Source organism: Amycolatopsis cihanbeyliensis (assembly GCF_006715045.1).
GTDB lineage: Bacteria > Actinomycetota > Actinomycetes > Mycobacteriales > Pseudonocardiaceae > Amycolatopsis > Amycolatopsis cihanbeyliensis.
In genome coordinates this window covers 6,024,548-6,042,716 of the sequence record NZ_VFML01000001.1, presented here as the reverse complement: position 1 = coordinate 6,042,716, position 18,169 = coordinate 6,024,548, and the positions used below count along the sequence as shown (strand labels likewise).

The 18,169-nt window shown below is 68.6% G+C and carries 12 protein-coding genes; 7 read left to right on the top strand and 5 right to left on the bottom strand.

Annotated features, from left to right (window positions below; all coding sequences use genetic code 11):
* Positions 1 to 96: 96 nt before the first annotated feature.
* Positions 97 to 3,456 (bottom strand): MFS transporter, encoded by a 3,360-nt coding sequence (locus FB471_RS27630; RefSeq protein ID WP_170220956.1) that lies wholly within the window; start codon positions 3,454 to 3,456, stop codon positions 97 to 99.
* A 32-nt stretch (positions 3,457 to 3,488) separates the two neighbouring features.
* Positions 3,489 to 5,408, bottom strand: a complete 1,920-nt coding sequence (locus tag FB471_RS27625) for an FHA domain-containing protein (protein WP_142001231.1) — start codon at positions 5,406 to 5,408, stop codon at positions 3,489 to 3,491.
* 683 nt (positions 5,409 to 6,091) lie between these two features.
* On the opposite strand from FB471_RS27625, the gene FB471_RS27620 reads away from it, so the two are divergent.
* Positions 6,092 to 7,363 carry a DegT/DnrJ/EryC1/StrS aminotransferase family protein gene (locus FB471_RS27620; protein ID WP_142001230.1) on the top strand — a complete coding sequence of 424 codons (1,272 nt, stop codon included), beginning with the start codon at positions 6,092 to 6,094 and terminating at the stop codon, positions 7,361 to 7,363.
* Positions 7,350 to 8,642: a glycosyltransferase family 4 protein gene (locus FB471_RS27615; protein ID WP_170220954.1), complete on the top strand. Its 1,293-nt coding sequence runs from the start codon at positions 7,350 to 7,352 to the stop codon at positions 8,640 to 8,642. Before FB471_RS27620 ends, FB471_RS27615 begins: the two co-directional genes overlap by 14 nt.
* A gap of 33 nt (positions 8,643 to 8,675) precedes the next feature.
* On the opposite strand, the gene FB471_RS27610 is transcribed toward FB471_RS27615, so the two are convergent.
* Together FB471_RS27610 and FB471_RS27605 are read right to left on the bottom strand one after the other, a co-directional pair.
* Positions 8,676 to 10,202, bottom strand: coding sequence for a GMC oxidoreductase (locus tag FB471_RS27610; RefSeq protein ID WP_142001228.1), 1,527 nt, complete (start codon positions 10,200 to 10,202; stop codon positions 8,676 to 8,678).
* 6 nt (positions 10,203 to 10,208) lie between these two features.
* The gene (locus tag FB471_RS27605) at positions 10,209 to 12,020 is read right to left on the bottom strand and encodes a B12-binding domain-containing radical SAM protein (RefSeq protein ID WP_170220953.1); all 1,812 of its coding nucleotides are present in this window, start codon (positions 12,018 to 12,020) and stop codon (positions 10,209 to 10,211) included.
* Positions 12,021 to 12,228: 208 nt separating this feature from the next.
* Here FB471_RS27605 and FB471_RS27600 point away from each other — a divergent pair, with 208 nt between their 5' ends.
* Positions 12,229 to 13,389, top strand: coding sequence for a radical SAM protein (locus FB471_RS27600; protein ID WP_170220952.1), 1,161 nt, complete (start codon positions 12,229 to 12,231; stop codon positions 13,387 to 13,389).
* On the top strand, positions 13,386 to 14,147 hold the full coding sequence (locus FB471_RS27595) for a TylF/MycF/NovP-related O-methyltransferase (RefSeq protein WP_142001225.1): 762 nt from the start codon (positions 13,386 to 13,388) through the stop codon (positions 14,145 to 14,147). Before FB471_RS27600 ends, FB471_RS27595 begins: the two co-directional genes overlap by 4 nt.
* Here the strand turns inward: FB471_RS27595 and FB471_RS27590 are convergent.
* Positions 14,111 to 14,929, bottom strand: a complete 819-nt coding sequence (locus FB471_RS27590; RefSeq protein WP_170220951.1) for a PIG-L deacetylase family protein — start codon at positions 14,927 to 14,929, stop codon at positions 14,111 to 14,113. The two genes, FB471_RS27595 and FB471_RS27590, sit on opposite strands and share 37 nt — an antisense overlap.
* A 29-nt stretch (positions 14,930 to 14,958) precedes the next feature.
* Here FB471_RS27590 and FB471_RS27585 point away from each other — a divergent pair, with 29 nt between their 5' ends.
* From FB471_RS27585 to FB471_RS27575, 3 genes are read left to right on the top strand one after another with little or no spacing between them, the layout of a single operon-like run.
* Complete coding sequence (locus tag FB471_RS27585) at positions 14,959 to 16,005, top strand: zinc-dependent alcohol dehydrogenase (RefSeq protein WP_246076760.1); 1,047 nt, start codon at positions 14,959 to 14,961, stop codon at positions 16,003 to 16,005.
* Positions 16,002 to 17,315 carry an aminotransferase class III-fold pyridoxal phosphate-dependent enzyme gene (locus tag FB471_RS27580; protein ID WP_142001222.1) on the top strand — a complete coding sequence of 438 codons (1,314 nt, stop codon included), beginning with the start codon at positions 16,002 to 16,004 and terminating at the stop codon, positions 17,313 to 17,315. The genes FB471_RS27585 and FB471_RS27580 overlap by 4 nt, the downstream gene beginning before the upstream one ends.
* The gene (locus FB471_RS27575) at positions 17,312 to 18,127 is read left to right on the top strand and encodes an APH(3') family aminoglycoside O-phosphotransferase (protein WP_142001221.1); all 816 of its coding nucleotides are present in this window, start codon (positions 17,312 to 17,314) and stop codon (positions 18,125 to 18,127) included. Before FB471_RS27580 ends, FB471_RS27575 begins: the two co-directional genes overlap by 4 nt.
* Positions 18,128 to 18,169: the final 42 nt, after the last annotated feature.

Sequence of the window (18,169 nt, the reverse complement as noted above, 5' to 3'; positions counted from 1 at the left end):
TGTCCTTTCCGCGGTGCTGGTCGGGGTGCTGCCGTTGTGCCTGGTCACCTCGGCACCCCGCACAGCGGGTAACCACACGGCGACGACCTGACTGGTTTAGGTGCCGCTTTGCCGTTGCGCCTCCACCTGCGCGGCCAGCGGTTGACGGAGACCTCGCTGGGGATCCGAACCGGACCCACCCACGCAGCGCGCCCCTTCCGGACCGGCGCCACCCGCCTCACCGCCTGTCTCCCCGTTGCCGTTGGGGTGCGGCTGTTCGAGTGGTTGTAGGCCCAGCATGGGCACACGTCCGGGATGGACGTTGAGCCGGTTCAGATCGTCACGCAATGTGAACGGCGCGATCGAGCGGCGACGCCTTCTCGCCGCCGCGAGGACGTTCTCCCGCGCGGCCACGCCACTGCGCGGTGGCTGAGCAAAGTCGGCACGGCTCACCTCCAACCACGCTTCGGTATCGGCCCTGATGCCATCGGCGAGGTCGCGCACCGCGTCGCCGGGAGGGATCCCGGCGTCGATATTCCGCCAGTACCGGCCAACGCGCGACGCGTGGCCGAGGAGGCCGGTCTGCACACCGCCACTGGCGAGAAAACTACCGTTGCCGAAGGAGTCCCCTGCCACGACGCCATTGGCCGCCACGAGAGGATCCCGTCCCATCTTCGCCACCACGCTGATCATTCGCGGAGTATGCAGCGCCAACGTGTTGGCCAACATAGCCCTCGGGATTCCTGTCAATTGTGTGATCTGGTCGAGATAGAACTCCCGAAGCAAGTATCGGTACGCCGCGTGATACTCCGCCGAATCACGTTTCGTCAGGCGTGACACCATGCCGGCCTGCGCCGGATCGAAGGTGACGAAATCCGGCACTTCCGTGATGATCCACCCTTCCTCGATGAATCCAACGTGGCCGGCCGCTGCCTGGCGAATCCAGTGTTCGCTTCCCGAGTCGTCGAACTCGGACGCCATGCGGAGCCGGAATCTGTCACCAACGGACACCGCTATCACGCCGATTACGTAATCGGCCTGGGCGATCACCGGGCCACGGCCGTCACCATTGTCCACCGTGAGCGGATCCTGCACGAGGCCCAACCGCCTGGCGTCGTCGCTGTCGGATCCCTCGGCGATCATGAACAAGCCGGGAACGCCCAGATCCAGCACCTCTGTCCCCGGATCACGGACCCGCCGGTAGACGCCTTTCTCGTCCAACTCGCGGATCGCCTCGATACGAACTCCCACTCGGCCATCGGGGTACCTGACGAAACCGTCCGGTTCGGCCTGCCGCCCCGTCAACCTCCGCAGCCATCGCGGAACCCCACCGTCGCGAGGCTTGACCGCCCGGTGATAGGTGAAGATGCGACAACGAGGCAGGTGACCTGCGGCGAGATCCATCCTGCTCATCTCCTCCAGGTATCGGCGCAGGAGAATCAGCAGGTCCTCGGCTCCGATCTGAAACGAGAACGGCTCATTCAGGATCTTGGACAGATCCGGATCGGCTCCGGATGCGTCCGCGCTGGCGGCCGGTGGTTCCGGGGTACGGGTGGTCACCGACCGGTTGGGCATCCCGTCGACCCAACGGTCGTCCACGATGTCGACCGCGCCGACCAGTGCCGCGATATGCCCGTCGGACACCCAGCCGTCGATCACCTCATCCGCGCGCCCCTCACCACCGTCTGCCGCGCCTGGGTAGTAAAAGCACTCGTGGAGCAGGAACAGTTCGCCATTCGGTCGCCGCGGCACCCGGTCCCGCCCGTAACGTTCCACCATCAGCCGGTCGATCGTCGCCAAGCTGTGCCGGAGATTCTCGTTGACGTTCCAGTGCATCAGTGCCTGATGTGGGTCGCCCCTCAGTTCGACACCGACAGCCCGTCTGCCCATGGCGATGGACCACAACATCGCCATCATGTTCGTGCCGCCAAGGCCAAGCGCGAGAAAGTCGGGGTTGTCCGCCCCCGTCGGGTCGCGGCGGCGGACGGCCGCCTGGCCGGCGTTGGGGTCGATGTCGGCGGGCCCGGTCCGCGGCACGGCCGGTTTGACCGCGATCACGGCCAGCGTCAACGCCAACGCTGCCGCGCCAGCGGCCGCCAGGAATGCGGTCCGGTAGCCGTCGGTCAGCGCGCTGTCCATCGGAGCCCCGTCGGCAAGCACCTGTTGTGTCACGCTTGCCGCGATCGGGGACAACACCGCCAGCCCCAGCGCGGCACCCACCTGCTGGGTCGTGTTTATCAGGCCGGACCGCAGACCGCGGTCCCGGGTCGTGGCCTCCGCCAGTGCGATGCGCAGCACCGGCGGCCCCGCGGTGCCGGCCCCGAGGCCGATGAGCAGACTCGCCGGAAGGACGTCGAGGAGATAGTTCCCATCCGCCGGGATACGGGCGAACAACGCGAGTCCCACGATCATCGAGACGATCGAGGGGACCAGCACCGTCTTCGCGTCCACCTCGCGCAACAGCCTCGGCGCGAGCTTGAGGGAGGTGATCGCCAGCACCACGGCAGTGGGAACGAACGCCATACCCACCTCGAGTACCGTGAATCCGAGCACATGTTGCAGGTACAACGCGCAGAGAAAGAACATCCCCGTGGGGCCGATGTTCATCAGCAAGAGCACGAGGTTGACCCACCCCACATTGCGCCTGCGCAGCAGGTGCAGTGGTATCAGGGCGACCCTCGCTCGTGCCTGCCAGCCGACGAACGCCACCATCAACAACAACCCGCCTGCGGCGAGCGCCAGCGTCCGCAGGCTACTCCAGCCCAGGTCGGTCGCCTCGGTGAGCGTGTAAATGCACAACATGAGCGAACCGACGAGCAGCAACGCGCCAACCTGGTCAACTCGCGCGCGTTCCCGGCTCTCCCGGATGTTGTCGGTGAACCGCACCGCGAACCCGATAACGGCGAGGCCGATGGGAACGTTCACGAAGAAGATCCATCGCCACCCGAATGCGCTGGTCAGCCCAGCCCCCGCGATCTGGCCGAGCACAGCGCCCGAAGCACCGATGAACGCGTACAACGCGAACGCCTGAACCTGGTCCCGTTCCTTCGGAAACAACGACACGACCATGCCGAGCGCCACCGCCGTGGTGAACGCGCCACCAGCCCCCTGCGCGAATCGCGCGGCGAAGAGGGCGATCGGGTCATTGGCGAGCCCGCAAGCCACCGACGCGGAGACGAACAGCCCGAGACCGCCGAGGAAGACCCGCTTCGCGCCGATCAGGTCGCCAAGCCTGCCGGCAAACAGCAACAACCCTCCGAACGGGATCAGGTAGGCGTTCACCACCCAAGCCAGGTCCACCTGGGAGATGCCCAACCCCGTCTGCATTGTCGGCAGTGCCACATAGACCGCCGTGGAGTCCACAACGGTCATCAGCGTCCCGACGCAGAGAACGATCAGCGCGATCTGACGTTCCCTGGTGCTTCGCAACGGCAACTTGCCGCGGTGGGAATCCGGTACAGCAACACCGTTGGCCACCCGCGGCTCCGTGTGCGGCCGGTTCGACGCGGTCATCGAGTCGCGCCCGCACCAGAGGTCTGGACGAGCGGCTGTACCTCCACCGCTACGGGCCGCGCCTCGCAGCGCACCTCGGGGTGCGTATCCGGCAGCGGGGGAAGCCCCTGGGTGTGCAGTCGTCCACTACGCACCGAGAGCCGTCGCCAGTCCGCCGGGTCGAGTGGCACGAGGGAATGGCGGTGCCGCCGTGCCGCGTCGATGGTGGTCGCGCGCCCGCTGGAGTCTCGACCGGTCGTGCGCGAGATCTGCGCGATACGCTCCGCGCCGAAGTTGATCGGAGCCGCCTGGCTGAACTCCTGCAAGCTGTTCTGCAACCAATCCAAAGTGTCTTGCCGGATACCGTCGGCGAGTTCGCGGACCGACTGCGCCGGCGACAGTCCCCGCTCGCGGGACTCCCAGTACCGCAGCATCCGGTACGCGTGCCCCACCATTCCGGTCACCGCACCGCCGCTCGTCAGGAAGTGGCCATTGCCAAAGGAATCGCCGGCGACCACACCGTTCGTGGCCACCTGCGCGTCGGCGCCGACCCGCTCGACAAGGCTGAACAACTTCGGCCCGTACGACGTCTGGATCTGCTCCAGCTCCTCCTTCGGAATTTCGGTGACGAGCGCGACCTGCTCGAGATAGTAGTCACGGACGAGCTGCTGGTATGCCCCGATGTACCTTTTTGATTTTCTCGGCGTCCTCGGTGGAACCAAGCCGGCGATGATCGGATCGAACGTCTTGAAGTCCGGAACCTGCACCAGAATCCAGCCGACTTCTGGATCGTCCTCATGGCCGACCGCAAGCTGCCGGACCCAGTACTCGTCACCGTGGCTGTCGAAAGCCGAGGCGATTCGCCTCCGCAGGCGAGCCCCTACGTACAGCTCCATGAACCCGGCGAGATAGTCCGCCTGCGCCACAACGGGGCCTTTCCCGTCATTGTGGTCGACTTCGACATCCTCCTGCTTGAAGCCCAGCCGGTCGGCGTCGCTGCTGTCAAACCCCTGTGCGATCATGAACATCTCGGGAACGCCGAGGTCGATCGGCTTCGTTCCGGGTTTGCGGACTCTGCGGAACTTTCCTTTGTAGTCGAACTCCTGAATTTCCTCGATTATCAGGCGCTTGCGCCCATCCGGCAGACCCACGAATCCGTCGTCCCGACGAAGCCATTTCACGAAACCATCATTGGCTCTTTCGTCGCCGGCCACGACTCGGTGGGAGAGAAACAGCCGCACCCTGGGCTCGACGCCCGCCGCGAGATCCATCTCCTCGACCATCTCCAGATAGCGACGCAGCATCACCAGGATCTCGTTCGCACCCGCCTGGAAGGTCGAGGGGCTGTCGAGCACGTCGATCATGCTCCTGCCGACGCGTGACGGGTCGTACTCGGTCGGTGGCTTCAGCGGGTCCAGGATGACGACATCGCGCTGCGGTTTCCCGTCCACCCACCGATCGTCGATGAACTCGGTGTGGTGGATGAAACCGGAGACGTGGACGCCAACCGGCGTCTCGCTATGGATGACCTCGTCCGCGAAGATCTCCCCGGCCACGGTGTCCTCACTGAGGAAGACCTCGCTCAGCCGGAAGGGCTCGCCATCACGGCGCCGAGGGACACCTTCCTCGCCGTGGCGCTGGACCATCAGGTGATCGATAAGGCTGAGATGATGGAAGAAGTCCTCGCGCAGATTCCAGTGCACGCCGAGCGAAGGGTCACCTCGAAGCTCGACGCCCACACACCGCTTGCCCATCGCGATCGACCAGAGCAACGCCATCATATTCGTGCCACCCAACCCGAGTGCGACGAAATCCGGGTCTTTCGGCACTGGCACACCGTCTTGCCGGGCAGCTCGGTCCTCGGCGGACGGCCGGACCGGCTCGCCCGATTTCCGAGCCGGGCGCCGTCGAACTGACTCGGCGAACCATTTGGCCATTGTGATTTCCTAACGTCTGCGGACTCCTACCGTGCAAGAAGGCACCGGCGGGAGGTGTGCGCCCCCAGCCGTGATCGCACGCTCACACAGGGTCTGCCCCTACGACGTTACACAGACGGCGCGGGTTCCCCTATGGCGATGCGATGACGCCCGCCGCAGATACTTGTGGGTCCACCCGCGCTCGGGTTCCCTGAAGCCCACGGCAAGGCCACGGTACCCGCGAGATACACAAAGGTCCAGAAACACCGGAGACACGAGATGCCGGCATTGGTCCGGTTGACGCACCGGATGCGTCAGGTCAGCCGAGCCCGGGTTCCGGTCCCGCATACGGAGCCCAGAAGTCCTTGACAACCGGGTAACCGGTGGGACAGTCTCATTCCACTTCGACCCGGGATATATGCGTGGACTGAAGCGTAGCTGTGGGCGCTTCGGGAAACCGGGTCGCGGACTGGAGGGGTGAGTGAGCATTAAGTGCAATGCGCAGCGGGTATCGTGTCGCCGATTCCTCCGATGATCGTCCATCCTTCGGTAACCCGGACCGGGTGACGAACTCCCCGGTTCCTTGGATTTCACGTCGAACCTTTTCCGGTCGGCAATGGTGAGCCCGCGTGGCCGTAGTGCGCACGCGATGCTCTGTGAGCAGCTGACGACAGTTGATGAACAGCTAGCCTACGAGGAGTCTCATGAGCCGACTCGCCGTGCTGGGAGGCACACCGGTAAGACAGGATCGGGATTGGCCGAGATGGCCGCAGTACGACACCGCGACCGAGCAGGAGGTCGTGGCCGCCATCCGATCCAGACGATGGGCGATCAGCTGGCCGAGTGACGGCACTCAGGCACGCGAACGACGGTTCGCCGAACAGTGGGCGGCTTACAACGAGGTGCCCTACTGCGTCAGTCTCGACCATGGATCGAGCGCACTGCTGGTAGCGCTGGAGGCGCTGGACATCGGTCCCGGCGACGAGGTGATCGTCCCGACGATGACCTGGGTCGCCCCGGTCACCGCGGTGCTGCGAGTCGGCGCGCTGCCGGTGCTGGTCGATGTGGACCCGGAGACCGGCTGTATCACCGCGGACACGGTCCGTTCCGGACTGTCCCCGCACACCAGGGCGGTCATCCTCGTGCACCACGCCGCGACCGTGGCCGACCTGGACGGCATCCTGGAGGTCACCGAGCAGGCGGGCGCCGCGCTGGTCGAGGACTGCGCGCAGGCCCATGGCGCACGCTGGCGAGGCCGCAACGTGGGCACGCACGGCGCGGTCGGCGTGTTCAGCTTCCAGAACGGCAAGGTCCTCGCCGCGGGCGAGGGCGGTGCGGTGATCACCTCGGACGAGCAGATCTACCGCAAGGTCCAGCAGCTGCGTGCGGACTCGCGCCGGTATCCGGACGCCGATGTGCCTGCGGGCGAGATGGAGCTGGTCGAGGACGGCGAGGTGATGGGCGCGAACTACTGCATGTCCGAGCTGTCCGCCGCGGTGCTGCTCGACCAGCTGCCACGGCTCGACGAGCAGCACCAGCATCGCGAGAAGATCGCCGTCAACCTGGAAAAGGGCCTGGCCGAACTCGGTGACTTCGGCGCGATCCCGGTACCGCCGGAGGCGGATCGGCGCTCCATCTACGAGTACGGGATCACCTTCCGGGAGGGTACGTTCGGTTCCGTGCCCGCCACGCGGGTCGCCGAGGCGATCAGCGCCGAGCTGGGCATGCCGTGGTACCCGCCGGACCCGCCGCTGAACCGCAGCCTGATGCTGCGCCCGCACACCAAGCGGCGGTTCGCGCAGATCTGGAGCGAGGAGGGCCGCAGGCGAGCGACCGGCCGCGAGTTCCCTGGCGCCGAGCGGTTCTGCGCCTCCACATTGCTGTGCCACCACGGCGCGTTACTGGGCAACTCCGCCGATGTGGAGGACATCCTCAGCGCGCTCGCCAAGGTCCGCGACCACCATGACCAGCTCTGAGAGTAGTGCGGGCGCGCACCAGGAAGAGCCCGACCTGCACGTCCTGCGGCTCACCCCGTACTACTACCTCGCCGACCGTGAGCTGACCCATCGGGAGCTACAGTACGAACCGATCGGCGGGATGCAGGTGCAGATCATGCAGACCACCGAGCAGGTGTCCGCGCTCGGTTCCCGGCAGTCCGTGGTGCTGCCCCGCAGACCCGGCATGCCTGCCAGGCTCGCGGCCGACGAGCGGACCTCGTTCGAGCTGCTCTCGCTGCCGGTGGCACCGATCCCTACCCGCTCCAAGGGCTACATCGGACTGCTGGTGTCCTGGGGCATGGCGGTGACGGCCTGGTGCCTCCGGCAACGGCTACGGCGCACCCATCGCCGGTTCTCGCTGATCCATGTGCACTGCAGTGAACTGCCATGGACCTTCCTGTTCGCCGTGATCGCGAAGTTCCTGCTGCGGCTGCCGTTGGTGATCACCACACACTGCAGCGCCATCGCAACCTTCCATCCGGAGACGCCACTCGGCAGGCTGCTGATCGGTCCGGCCAGGCTGTTCGAACGCTGGGCGGTCCGCAGGGCGGATGCCGCCGTGGTGCTGACCGAACGCATCCGCAGGGTGTATGTCGAGAAGGGACTGACCACACCGGACCGGGTGCACATCGTGCCGGACGGGGTTCGGCTGGACGCGTTCCGGACCTCCGCGGAGGATCCCGAGCCCGACAGCGGGCCGCCCGTGGTGCTCTACTGCGGCCGGTTCGCGCCGGAGAAGGGGTGGGCCGACTACGTCGAGGCCGCGGCACTGCTGGTCCGGGAAGGCGCCGGCGCCCGGTTCGTGATGTGCGGGGACGGCAACGAGCTCCGGCACTGCCGTGCGGATCTCCGCAGGCTCGACATCGTGGACCACGTCGAGCTGCGCGGGCATCTGGAACGGGACGAGATCGCCGAGGCCATCAAATCGGCGGCGATCGTGGTCATCCCGTCCCGGCACGAGGAGCTCGGCGGCACCGTGCTGGAGGCGTTGACCGCGGGCAAGGCCGTGGTGGTCACCGAGGTTGGCGGGCTGCCCGAGGTGGTCGACCACGGCGCGGCCGGGCTGATCGTGCCGCCGTACGACCCGCCAGGGCTGGCCGCCGCGGTGCGCAAGTACCTGGACTCCCCCGAGCTGCGGCGCGAGCACGGGCGCGCGGGGGCGCTGCGGGCCGCCGGGTACGAGCTGGAAACGGTCAGCAAGCGGCTGGCCGAGGTCTACCGGGCCGTCTCCGGCGCGCGGGCGCCGAGCCGGACCTGACCGCCCGGCTGGGGCGATCAGGCCGGGTCGCCCTCACCGGGGACCGGACTCCACAAGGGAGCGGGCGACACGATGGGCAACGGCCTGAATGGTCAGCGCGGGGTTCACCCCGCCGGGATACGGCATCAGCGCACCGTCGGCGACGACGAGGTTGCGCATGCCGTGCACCCGGCCGGCCGGGTCGCAGACCGAGCCGCGCGGGTCGGTTCCCATCCGGCAGGTGCCGTGCAGGTGGCCGCTGCCGAGGGTGCAGTCCATCGGCTCGGCGGTCACCTCGACCGCCCCGGCCGCGGTCAGCAGTTCCTCGGCCCGCTTGCGCAGGTACGCCAGCCGTTCCAGGTCCACCGGGTGCGGCCGGTAGTCAAGCACCAGCCGCGGCAGGCCATGCCCGTCCGTTGTGGACCAGTCCAGGCGGACGCGGTTGGCCGCCATCGGCTGGTCGGCCATCAGGCACTCCAGCCGGAGCAGCCGGGGATCCGCCCGCTCGGCCGGATCGAGCGGCGCGGTCTCCAGGATGAGCCCGCCGAGCCCGGTCGGGCAGTCCTCGTCGAGGTAGTGATCGGTCATCGCGACCGTCACGTACCGCCCGCCGCTCGCCGGCGGCGGCTCGGGAAGGTCGTGCGCCAGCCGGGCGGTGAGGTTCTGGCCCACCTTCATACACAGGCCGCGGCCGACCAGGTCGCCCGCGTTGCCAAGACCGTCCGGCGCGAACTCCGAACGGGAGCGCAGCAGCAGGGCGGCGGTCTGGATCGCGTTGGCCGCGACCACGAACCGGCGCGCGGACACCGACTCCCGCCTGCCAGTGCCGAGCTCGAGGCACTCCAGCTCGCGGACGTGGCCGGCGCGGTCGGCCACAAGGCGCACCGCCTTGAGCCCGGTGCGCACCGTCAGGTTCGGCTCGGCGGACAACGGTTCCAGCAGCCGCCGGTACACGTCGCCCTTGGCCCCGCTGGGGCAGGCGTAGTCGGTGCAGGTGGTGAGGTCCGTGCAGGCGGGGGCGTCGCCGAACGAGCGCGAGGCAACCGCCAGCGGCATCGGGAACGGGCTCATCCCGAGCGACCGGCCGGCCGCGGCCAGTGCCGCGCCGCGCGCGCTCTGCCGGTGTGCCGGGAGCAGGCCATGTGGCGGCGAGGGTCGGTGCGGGTCGAGCCCGCCGTCCGAGGTGACCCCCAGCCGCCGCTCCACCCAGTCGTAGTGCGGCCGCAGCTCGGCATAGCCGAACGGCCACGCCGGCGGCAACGCGTCCGGGGCGACATGCGCCGAGGCGTCGAAGTCGACCTCGCGCAGCCGCAGCGAGACACCCGCGTAGAACCGCGTCCCGCCACCAACGCAGGACGCCGTCCACGGGTACCCTTCCTCGGTCCACTCCCCTTCCAGGGTCCGGGCCCGCGCGGTCTCGAACCCGGGGATCAGGTCGTGCAGGTACGTCCCGCCGGGGACGTGCTCGCCCTGCTCGACCACGAGCACGTCCCAGCCCGCGGCGACCAGCACGGCGGCCACCACCCCGCCGGCCGCTCCGCTGCCGATGACACAGGCGTCGTACTGACGGTGTCGCACCATCGCGAGCTACTCGACGACCGCGGCGCTGTCCGGCTCGTCGGCCAGCTCGTCCAGCGACTCGCGCAGCACGGTGACGGCGGTTCGGCAGATCCGCTCGAACACCGGGTCCACATCGTCCACACTGAGCGCGAACACGCAGCGACCTTCGGTCTTGCCCGGCAACTGCCGGGAACCGTGGGCGACCCCGGTGTACAGGCTGACCGCGGCGGCGAGGGCGTCCCCGGTGAAGGTGCACAGGTCGTCCGGCCGGGGCTTACCCGCGATGTGCTGCATCGCGTCGTAACAGCCGTCCGGGTGCACGTGTACCCGGTCGCCGTCCACGATGACCGGCACGGCGGGTACCTCCAACGCACCGTCCGGCCCGAACAGGTCCGTGCTGTGCGCCAGCAGGCGCACGAGTCCCTCGGCAAGCGGCACCGGTCCGCGTTCCCGCCGGGCCGCGCCCTCCAGCATGAACGCGGGCCACTGCGCCATCGCCTGCGTGCTCACCCACGACCAGTAGAGCTCGGCGGGCGAGAGCCGGTCGGAACCGATGGCGAAGTTGAACTGGTCGTACAGCGCCAGCTCGGTGTCGTGGGTGATCAGCCCGTCGGTGAGGCACTGCTGGAAGTCCGGCGACCCCGGGATCGGGTAGAACGGGTTGGTCCAGAAGCGAACCCCGGCCAGCATCAGGTTGATCGAGTCCTTGACCAGTTCCTCGGCGCTCTGCCCGAGCAGGCCGACGATCAGCGAGGCCCCGACGTCCACGCCCTTCTCGGTGAACAGCGCGGCGCCGTCACGGACCTTCCGCAGCGAGGTGAACCCCTTGCGAATCTTGCGCAAGCGGGCCATGTCGGTGGTCTCCAGGCCCAGGAACAGGCTGCGGAACCCGGCGCCTGCCATATCGCTGACCAGTTGCTCGCTGAGTTTGACAACGGTCATCCCGTTGGGCAGGTGCAGTTCCACGTCGAGGTCGCGGTCCCGGATCGCCCGGCATATCTCGTGGACCCGGTCGATGTCGAACGTGAAATTATCGTCCTCGACGAAGAAACGCCGGATATCGTGCTCTCTTACATAGTGCTCGATCTCATCGGCAACATTTTTCGAGGAGCGCGTCCTGAACTGCTTACCGACAGTAGCGTGCACGGTACAGAAAGAGCAGGAAAATGGGCAACCGCGGCTGGTTATCAATGTTGCTGTGGCGTCGTAGCTACTCATGTCGAGCAGCGTCACATCGGGCCTGGGAAGGCTGTCGAGATCCTGCAGGAAAGCCGCGCGAGGTTGCAGGTGAATTCGGTCGCTCGACTCCGCGCAGTCGCACATCCCCTTTCCGCACCGGAACGCCACCCCGGGTTGGGACAGCAGGCTCTCCCCGGCGTGCAGGGCACGGAAGATCTCCGCCACGTTGGCCTCGGCCTCGCCGAGCACCAGCGCGTCGAAGGCCTCCTCGGTCATCGCGTGATGGTGCGCCACCGTGGGATGTTGCCCACCGAGCACGATCCTCGCCTCGGGCAGGATCTCCCTGGCCAGCCGAGCGAGCTGGTAGGCGGGCTCGTAATAGGGGGTGAACATGCAGGACACCCCGACCACGTCGTAGCTGCCGGAGCGCAGCTTGCCGGCGATCCGCTCCCAGGTCGCACCCCAGTGCACCAGGTGCCGCCAGCGCGGATGGGCGTCGAGCTTCGCCCGGTCGGCATCGGTGTAGTTCTCCGGCGAAACGACATGATTGTCGTCCGTCCACGCCAGAGAATCGAATATCTCGACCTCCATTCCGGCGGTACGGAGTTGCGCGGCGAGATATGCCAGACCGATCGGCATATGCCGGCCGATCTCGACCATACAAGAGCGGATAGGAGGTTTGATCAGGAGTACTCGCATCGGCATAGAATTCTCTGATGTCGGCAAAATCAGGCCCCCCTCACTGCGGGGTTCTTGATCCTGCGACCGCCCGCGTGGTTTATTAGACGTATCCACGGAAGTCCTGTCAAGGGTTGCGGGTGGCCCGGAGGAGCACCTGTGCACACTGTGGCCCAATCGGAGGTATCCAGTGATCCATCTGCCTATCGCACCGACCAACACACCCGCGCTCCCCCCGGTTCCGCGGTATGTCACCGTTTTCGTCAACTGGGCGTGCAACCTGAGTTGCCGTGAGTGCTGGCTCTACGGTGATTCCTCCGACGAGAACACCTGGCTCGAGGAAGTGAAAAAGGAACACATCAGCCTGGATATGTGGAACGGGATTGTCGACGAGCTCGTCGCGCATGCCCCGAACCCCAGCATCTCGATGATGGGCGGTGAGCCGCTGATGCACCCGAAGGTGCTGGATCTGGTGCGCCAGGCCAAGATCCGCGCGCCGGAGTCCCAGTTGGACATGAGCACCAACGGGACCCTGCTGCCACGGGTCGCGGACGGGCTGGTCGACGGCGGCATCGACATCGTGTACGTCTCGCTGGACGGGCCCACCGCCGAGATCAACAACCCGATCCGCGGCCGCAAGTCCTTCGAGCGAGTGGTGGCGGGTATCGAGGCCCTGCAGGAGGCCACCCGCAAGGCGGGCCACGGCCCGCGCATCGCGCTGAACTTCACCCTCACCGGGATGAACTACACCTCGCTGCCCGGGATGGTGCGGCTGGCCGAGGAACTCGGCGTGCCGGAGGTGACCGTCGATCTCGCCATGTACTTCACCAAGGAGGAAGGGAAGGCGACCCGCCCCGCCTTCGAGGCGATCACCGGCAGGCCGTTCATGTCCTGGACCGGTTACTGCAACGAGCACCAGCACGCGAACGTCGACCGGGACACGCTGTGGCGGATCCTGGACGAGGCCAAGACCTGCTCGGACACGGTCAACGTGCTGGTCGCGCCGGTGCGCTACTCCAGCGAGGAGCAGAGCACGTTCTTCACCGACCAGTGGCACGAGGTGGTGCAGGAGACCACCTGCCCGAAGCTGTGGGCGCAGAGCACCGTGCTGCCCAACGGGGACGTGCTCAGCTGCACCCCGTTCGCCGACACCGTCATGGGCTCGGTACGGGACGCCACCCTCGGCGAGGTGTGGACAGGGGACACCTACGGCCGGATGCGCGAGCTCATCCGGCAGGACCTGGAACCGATCTGCTATCGGTGCTGCGAGCTGAGCCTGGACATCGAGGTCGACCCCGCGCTGTTCGCCAAGACCGCGACCGAGCCCACTACCGCAGAAGGACAGTCATGACCCCGATGACCCAGACCGCCCGCGGCGCCGAGCAGGTGGAGAACGCCACCTACGGCGATCCCCGCCGGGCCAGGGAGATCTACGGCGAGGCGTTCCGGCTCACCTTCGAGTACGTGTACGGCAGCCACATCCCCGGCGCGGTCGCCGAGTTCGGCTGCTTCGAGGGGTTCAGCTCGCTGCTGCTCGCCGACCTGATCGCCGAGTTCCGCGCGGAGACCGAGTTCTACGCCAGGACCTTCTCCCGCCACTTCTACGTCTACGACTCGTTCCAGGGCTTTCCCGAGAGCACCAACAACGTCGACTCGATCTCCTACGAGGTCGCCGACAGCGGGTACTGGCGCGAGCACGAGGACGCCGCACCGCCCGGCACCGAGGAGATGCTGCGCGCGGAGTTCACCCGCCGGATCGGCGATACCGGCTGGACCATCGTGCCCGGCATGTTCTCCGACAGCCTCCGGAGCACCCCGCTGACCGAGGACGTGGCGATCGCCAACCTCGACTGCGACCTGTACTCCTCCTCCGTCGAGGTGCTCGATCACCTGCTCGGCGGCCGGCTGCTACCGGACGGGGCGGTGCTGCTGATGGACGACTACAACTGCAACCGGGCCAACCCCCGGTTCGGCATGCGCCGCGCGATGCGGGAGTGCTTCGCCCGCACCGACGGCTTCTACGACTACAGCGAGTTCCTGCGCTACGGCTGGCACGGTCGCGCGTTCTTCGTTCACCGGCTTGGCGACAGCCCGGACCCGGACGCGTGAGCACCGGCAGCCGGCCCGGCGCCCCACACCAGTTCCTCCGCGCCGTGAGTGGCCAGCCGCGCCGCGGCGTGCCCGGCGAAGGCCTCGCGCCACGCGGGCCCGCCCGCGGGGAACAGCATGCCCAGCTGCGAGTGGTACTCACCGATGGCGGCGAGCTTGCGCTCCCGGTGGGTCGCCGGGACCGGCCCGGTCAGCAGCCTGCCCGGCCCGCTCCCGGCGGGCCGGCCGATGGCATAGGGCAGGTCCTCCCACTGCGCGAGCCGGACGCCCTCGGCCGCGCAGGCGGCGGTCGCGGTGGCCAGGGTGAGCCGGTGGTCGACGTGCCCGCCGACGGCCGCGCAGGTCCACACCGCGGCCGGGCGCAGCGACCGCAGCAGCCCGCCGACCTCCGCGGTGATCTCCGCCACGAGCTCCGGTTCGGCCGGCAGGCCGGGATCGAAGTGCGCGCCCAGCCAGGTGCACAGCCAGTCGTCCCCGTGCCGCCGGTACAGGGCGTCCAGGAACGGCAGGTGCAGCGGTGTCGCGCCGAGCGCGGCCACCGCGGCAAGGTCCTCGCGCAGGCGCACGGCGACCGCGTCCTCGCCGAGGCCGCAGTCGCGGTGGAACCGCACCGCGGGATCCGACAGCGGCGGAACGGGCTTGCCCGCGAACACCGTGCAGACCACCACCGGCCTTCCGGTCGCCGCCACCGCGGCCAGCGCCGCGCCCACCGACAGCACGGCGTCATCCAGATGCGGGGACAGGGCCAGCAGTGCCCCGTCCCCGGCCAGGTAGTCGTCCACAGCGCGCTCCTTCAGTCAGGTAGGTGACGATGTATACCGAAGACCCGGCCACGGGCGCGAGCACGATGCGCGCCCTGGTCGTCACGGGCCCCGCCGAGCACGGCCTGGAACGAGTTCCGTGCCCCCGCCCTGGACCGGACCAGGCGCTGGTCGCGGTCACCCACGTCGCGCTCTGCGGCACGGATCTGCGGCTGCTGCGCGGCACGCTGCACGACGCCGAGTATCCGGTTGTTCCCGGGCACGAGTGGGCCGGCGTGGTGCGGGCGGCACCGGGCCGGCCCGAGCTGGTCGGCCAGCCGGTGGTGGGACACAACTTCCTGCCGTGCGGCGGTTGCCAGTGGTGCGAGCGCGGCGCGCAGAACCTGTGCCTCGCGCTCGACGAGGTGGGGTTCAGCCTGCCGGGCGCGTTCGCCGAGGCGTTCTGCCTGCCCGCGGAAAACCTGCGCCCGCTACCGGAGGGACTGTCCGGGGCGGAGGGCTGCCTGGTGGAGCCGCTGTGCGTGGCGATCCACGCGGTGGAACGAGCGGGCGAGCTGACCGGGCGCACGGTCGGCGTGCTCGGCGCGGGCGCGGTCGGCCTCCTCGTCGCGCAGCTCGCCGTCGCGGGCGGAGCGAAGTCGGTCACCGTGGCCGACCCGAGCGCGCACCGGCGGACGATCGCCGCCGACCTCGGGCTCGGGGTCCGGCCGGATCTTCAGGCATGGCACGAGGATCCGCAGGATGTCGTGTTCGACGCGACCGGGGTCGCCGCGGTGTTCCCGGACGGGCTGGTCGCGACCCAGCAGGGCGGAACCTACGTGCTGGTCGGCTACTCGGGCGAGGACAGGACGCCGTTCGAACCGAGTGCGGTCATGCTGCGTGAGCTGACCGTGGTCGGCTCGCTGTCCGGGGTCGGCATGATCGACCGGGCGCTGCGCGCGGTCGCCGACGGCTCGGTGCGGCTGGGTCCGCTGCTCAGCGAGGCGCTGCCGCTGTCGGAGTACCGGTCGGTGCTGGACATCCCGGCGGAGCGGGCCCCGCTGCGCAACATCTTCTTCGTGGATCAGGATTCGAGTCGGGGAGAGGGAACCGCATGAGCATCGGCAGCCAGGGCAACGAGGAACTGATCGAGCGGGCGCGCCGGGTCACCGCCGCCGAGGGGTACGACATCGGCACCCGGTTCCCCTCGGTGTTCGCCGAGGCGGAGGGACCGTGGATGCGCGACGTGGAGGGCAAGCGCCTGCTGGACGTGACCGCCGCCAGCGGCGCGCTGTTGCTGGGCAACCGGCACCCCGGCGTGGTCCGCGCGATCACGGAGTACATCAGCCGGTACGGCACGGTGTTCGCCAGCACCCTGTCCCTGCCACGGATCGAGCTGGCCGAGCGGCTGTGCGAGCGGTATCCCGCCGCGGAGAAGGTGGTGTTCACCAAGACCGGCTCGGAGGCGACCACGACCGCCATCCGGCTGGCCCGCGCCGCCACCGGCCGGGACCTGATCCTCACCTCGGGGTATCACGGGTGGCACGACTGGCACCTCGGTTTCCTGAACCTCGACTACGACGCGGGCAACCGGGTCGCCTGCTTCGGCTACAGCGAAGCCGCGCTGGAGCGGATGCTGACCGAGTTCGCCGGCCGGGTCGCCGGGGTGGTGGTCACCCCGGAGCCCGCCTGGTTCGACGCGGACTACTACCGCCGCCTCTCCGCCCTGTGCGCCAGGCACGGCGTACTGTTCATCATCGACGAGGTGATCACCTCCTTCCGCTACGGACCCAGGGGGCTGAACGGGACCGGGGAGGTGCCTGCCGACCTGCTCACCATGAGCAAGGGCCTGGCCAACGGGCACTCGATCGCGGCGATCATGGGCAGGCGCGAGGTGCTGGACGCCTACGACGCCGCGGGTATCGCGGGCACCTACACCCGGGAGGTTCCGCCGATGGCCGCCGCGCTGGCCGTGCTCGACGAGCTCGAGGACGGCAGCGTGCACGAGCACTGCACCCGCCTCGGCCAGACCCTGATGGACGGGATGCGGGACATCCTCGCCGAGGTCGGGATTCCGGCGTTCGTCGGTGGACCACCGATGATGTTCGACGTCGTGGTCCCCTCCGAGGCGCTGTCCTGGGACATCTACCGCGCCGCATACGACTACGGCGCCTACTTCGAGGACAGCGGCACGCAGATGATCATGGCCTCGTACACCGAGTCCGATGTGGACCACGCACTCACCGCGTTCGAGAAGGGAGCTCGCAAGGTCGCGGCGACCACCAGCCTCGATCCCGGTGAGCTGGGCGCGGACCGGATGGCCGAGTTCGCCGCCGAGGCGTTCGGCGGTGCGCTGACCGACAACGAGCGGGTGCGCGCCCGGATCGAGGAGACCGTCCGGAAGATCGCGGCGCACACCGCGGCATGAACGGGCCGGCTACGGTTCCGCTGGCCTGTGCCGACGTGCTCGGCGGGGAGTGGGAGCACATCGCCACCCGTTCCTACGGAACCTCGATCCACCGGGTGCGCGGTGCCGGCACCTACTACGTGAAGACCTCGCCGATCGTGGACGCCGCCGATCTGCGGTTCCACCCGGAGAACGAGGCCGCCCGGCTGCGCTGGCTGGCCCGGATGGGCTTCCCGGTCCCGGAGGTGGTCGAGGTCGGTGGCACCGCGGAGCGGTCATGGCTGGTCACCACCGCGGTCGCCGGGGTGCCCGCGGCCGGGCCGTGGATTCCGGCCGAACGGGCGCGGGTGGTCGGCGCGGTCGCGGAGCTCGCCGCCGCGCTGCACGCGCTCCCGGCGCGGGAGTGCCCGTTCGACCGGACGTTGGCGGTCACCCTGCCCCGCTGCCGCACCGCGGTGCGGCTGGGCACGGTTGACCTGGACGACATCGAGGACCACCGCCGGGGCTGGTCGGCCGAGCGGTTGCTGGCCGAGCTGGACGCCACCCCGGTCCCGCCCGAGGACGACATCGTCGTCTGCCACGGCGACCTCTGCCTGGACAACATCCTCCTCGACCCGGAAACCCTTTCCGTGACGGGGATCCTGGACACCGGCAGGCTCGGCAGGGCGGACCGTTGGCTGGACCTGTCGGTGGCCCTGCGGGACATCGGGGAGGAGCGGCGGGAATGGGGTTTCGGCCCGGCGCACGCCGCGCTGTTCCGCGAACGCTACGGCCTTCCCGTCCTGGACCACGCGAAGCGTGACTACTACCGGTTGCTGGACGAGTTCATCTGACCCGCCAGCGTGGTCACCGGCCGGAACTGCCCTGAACGTCCC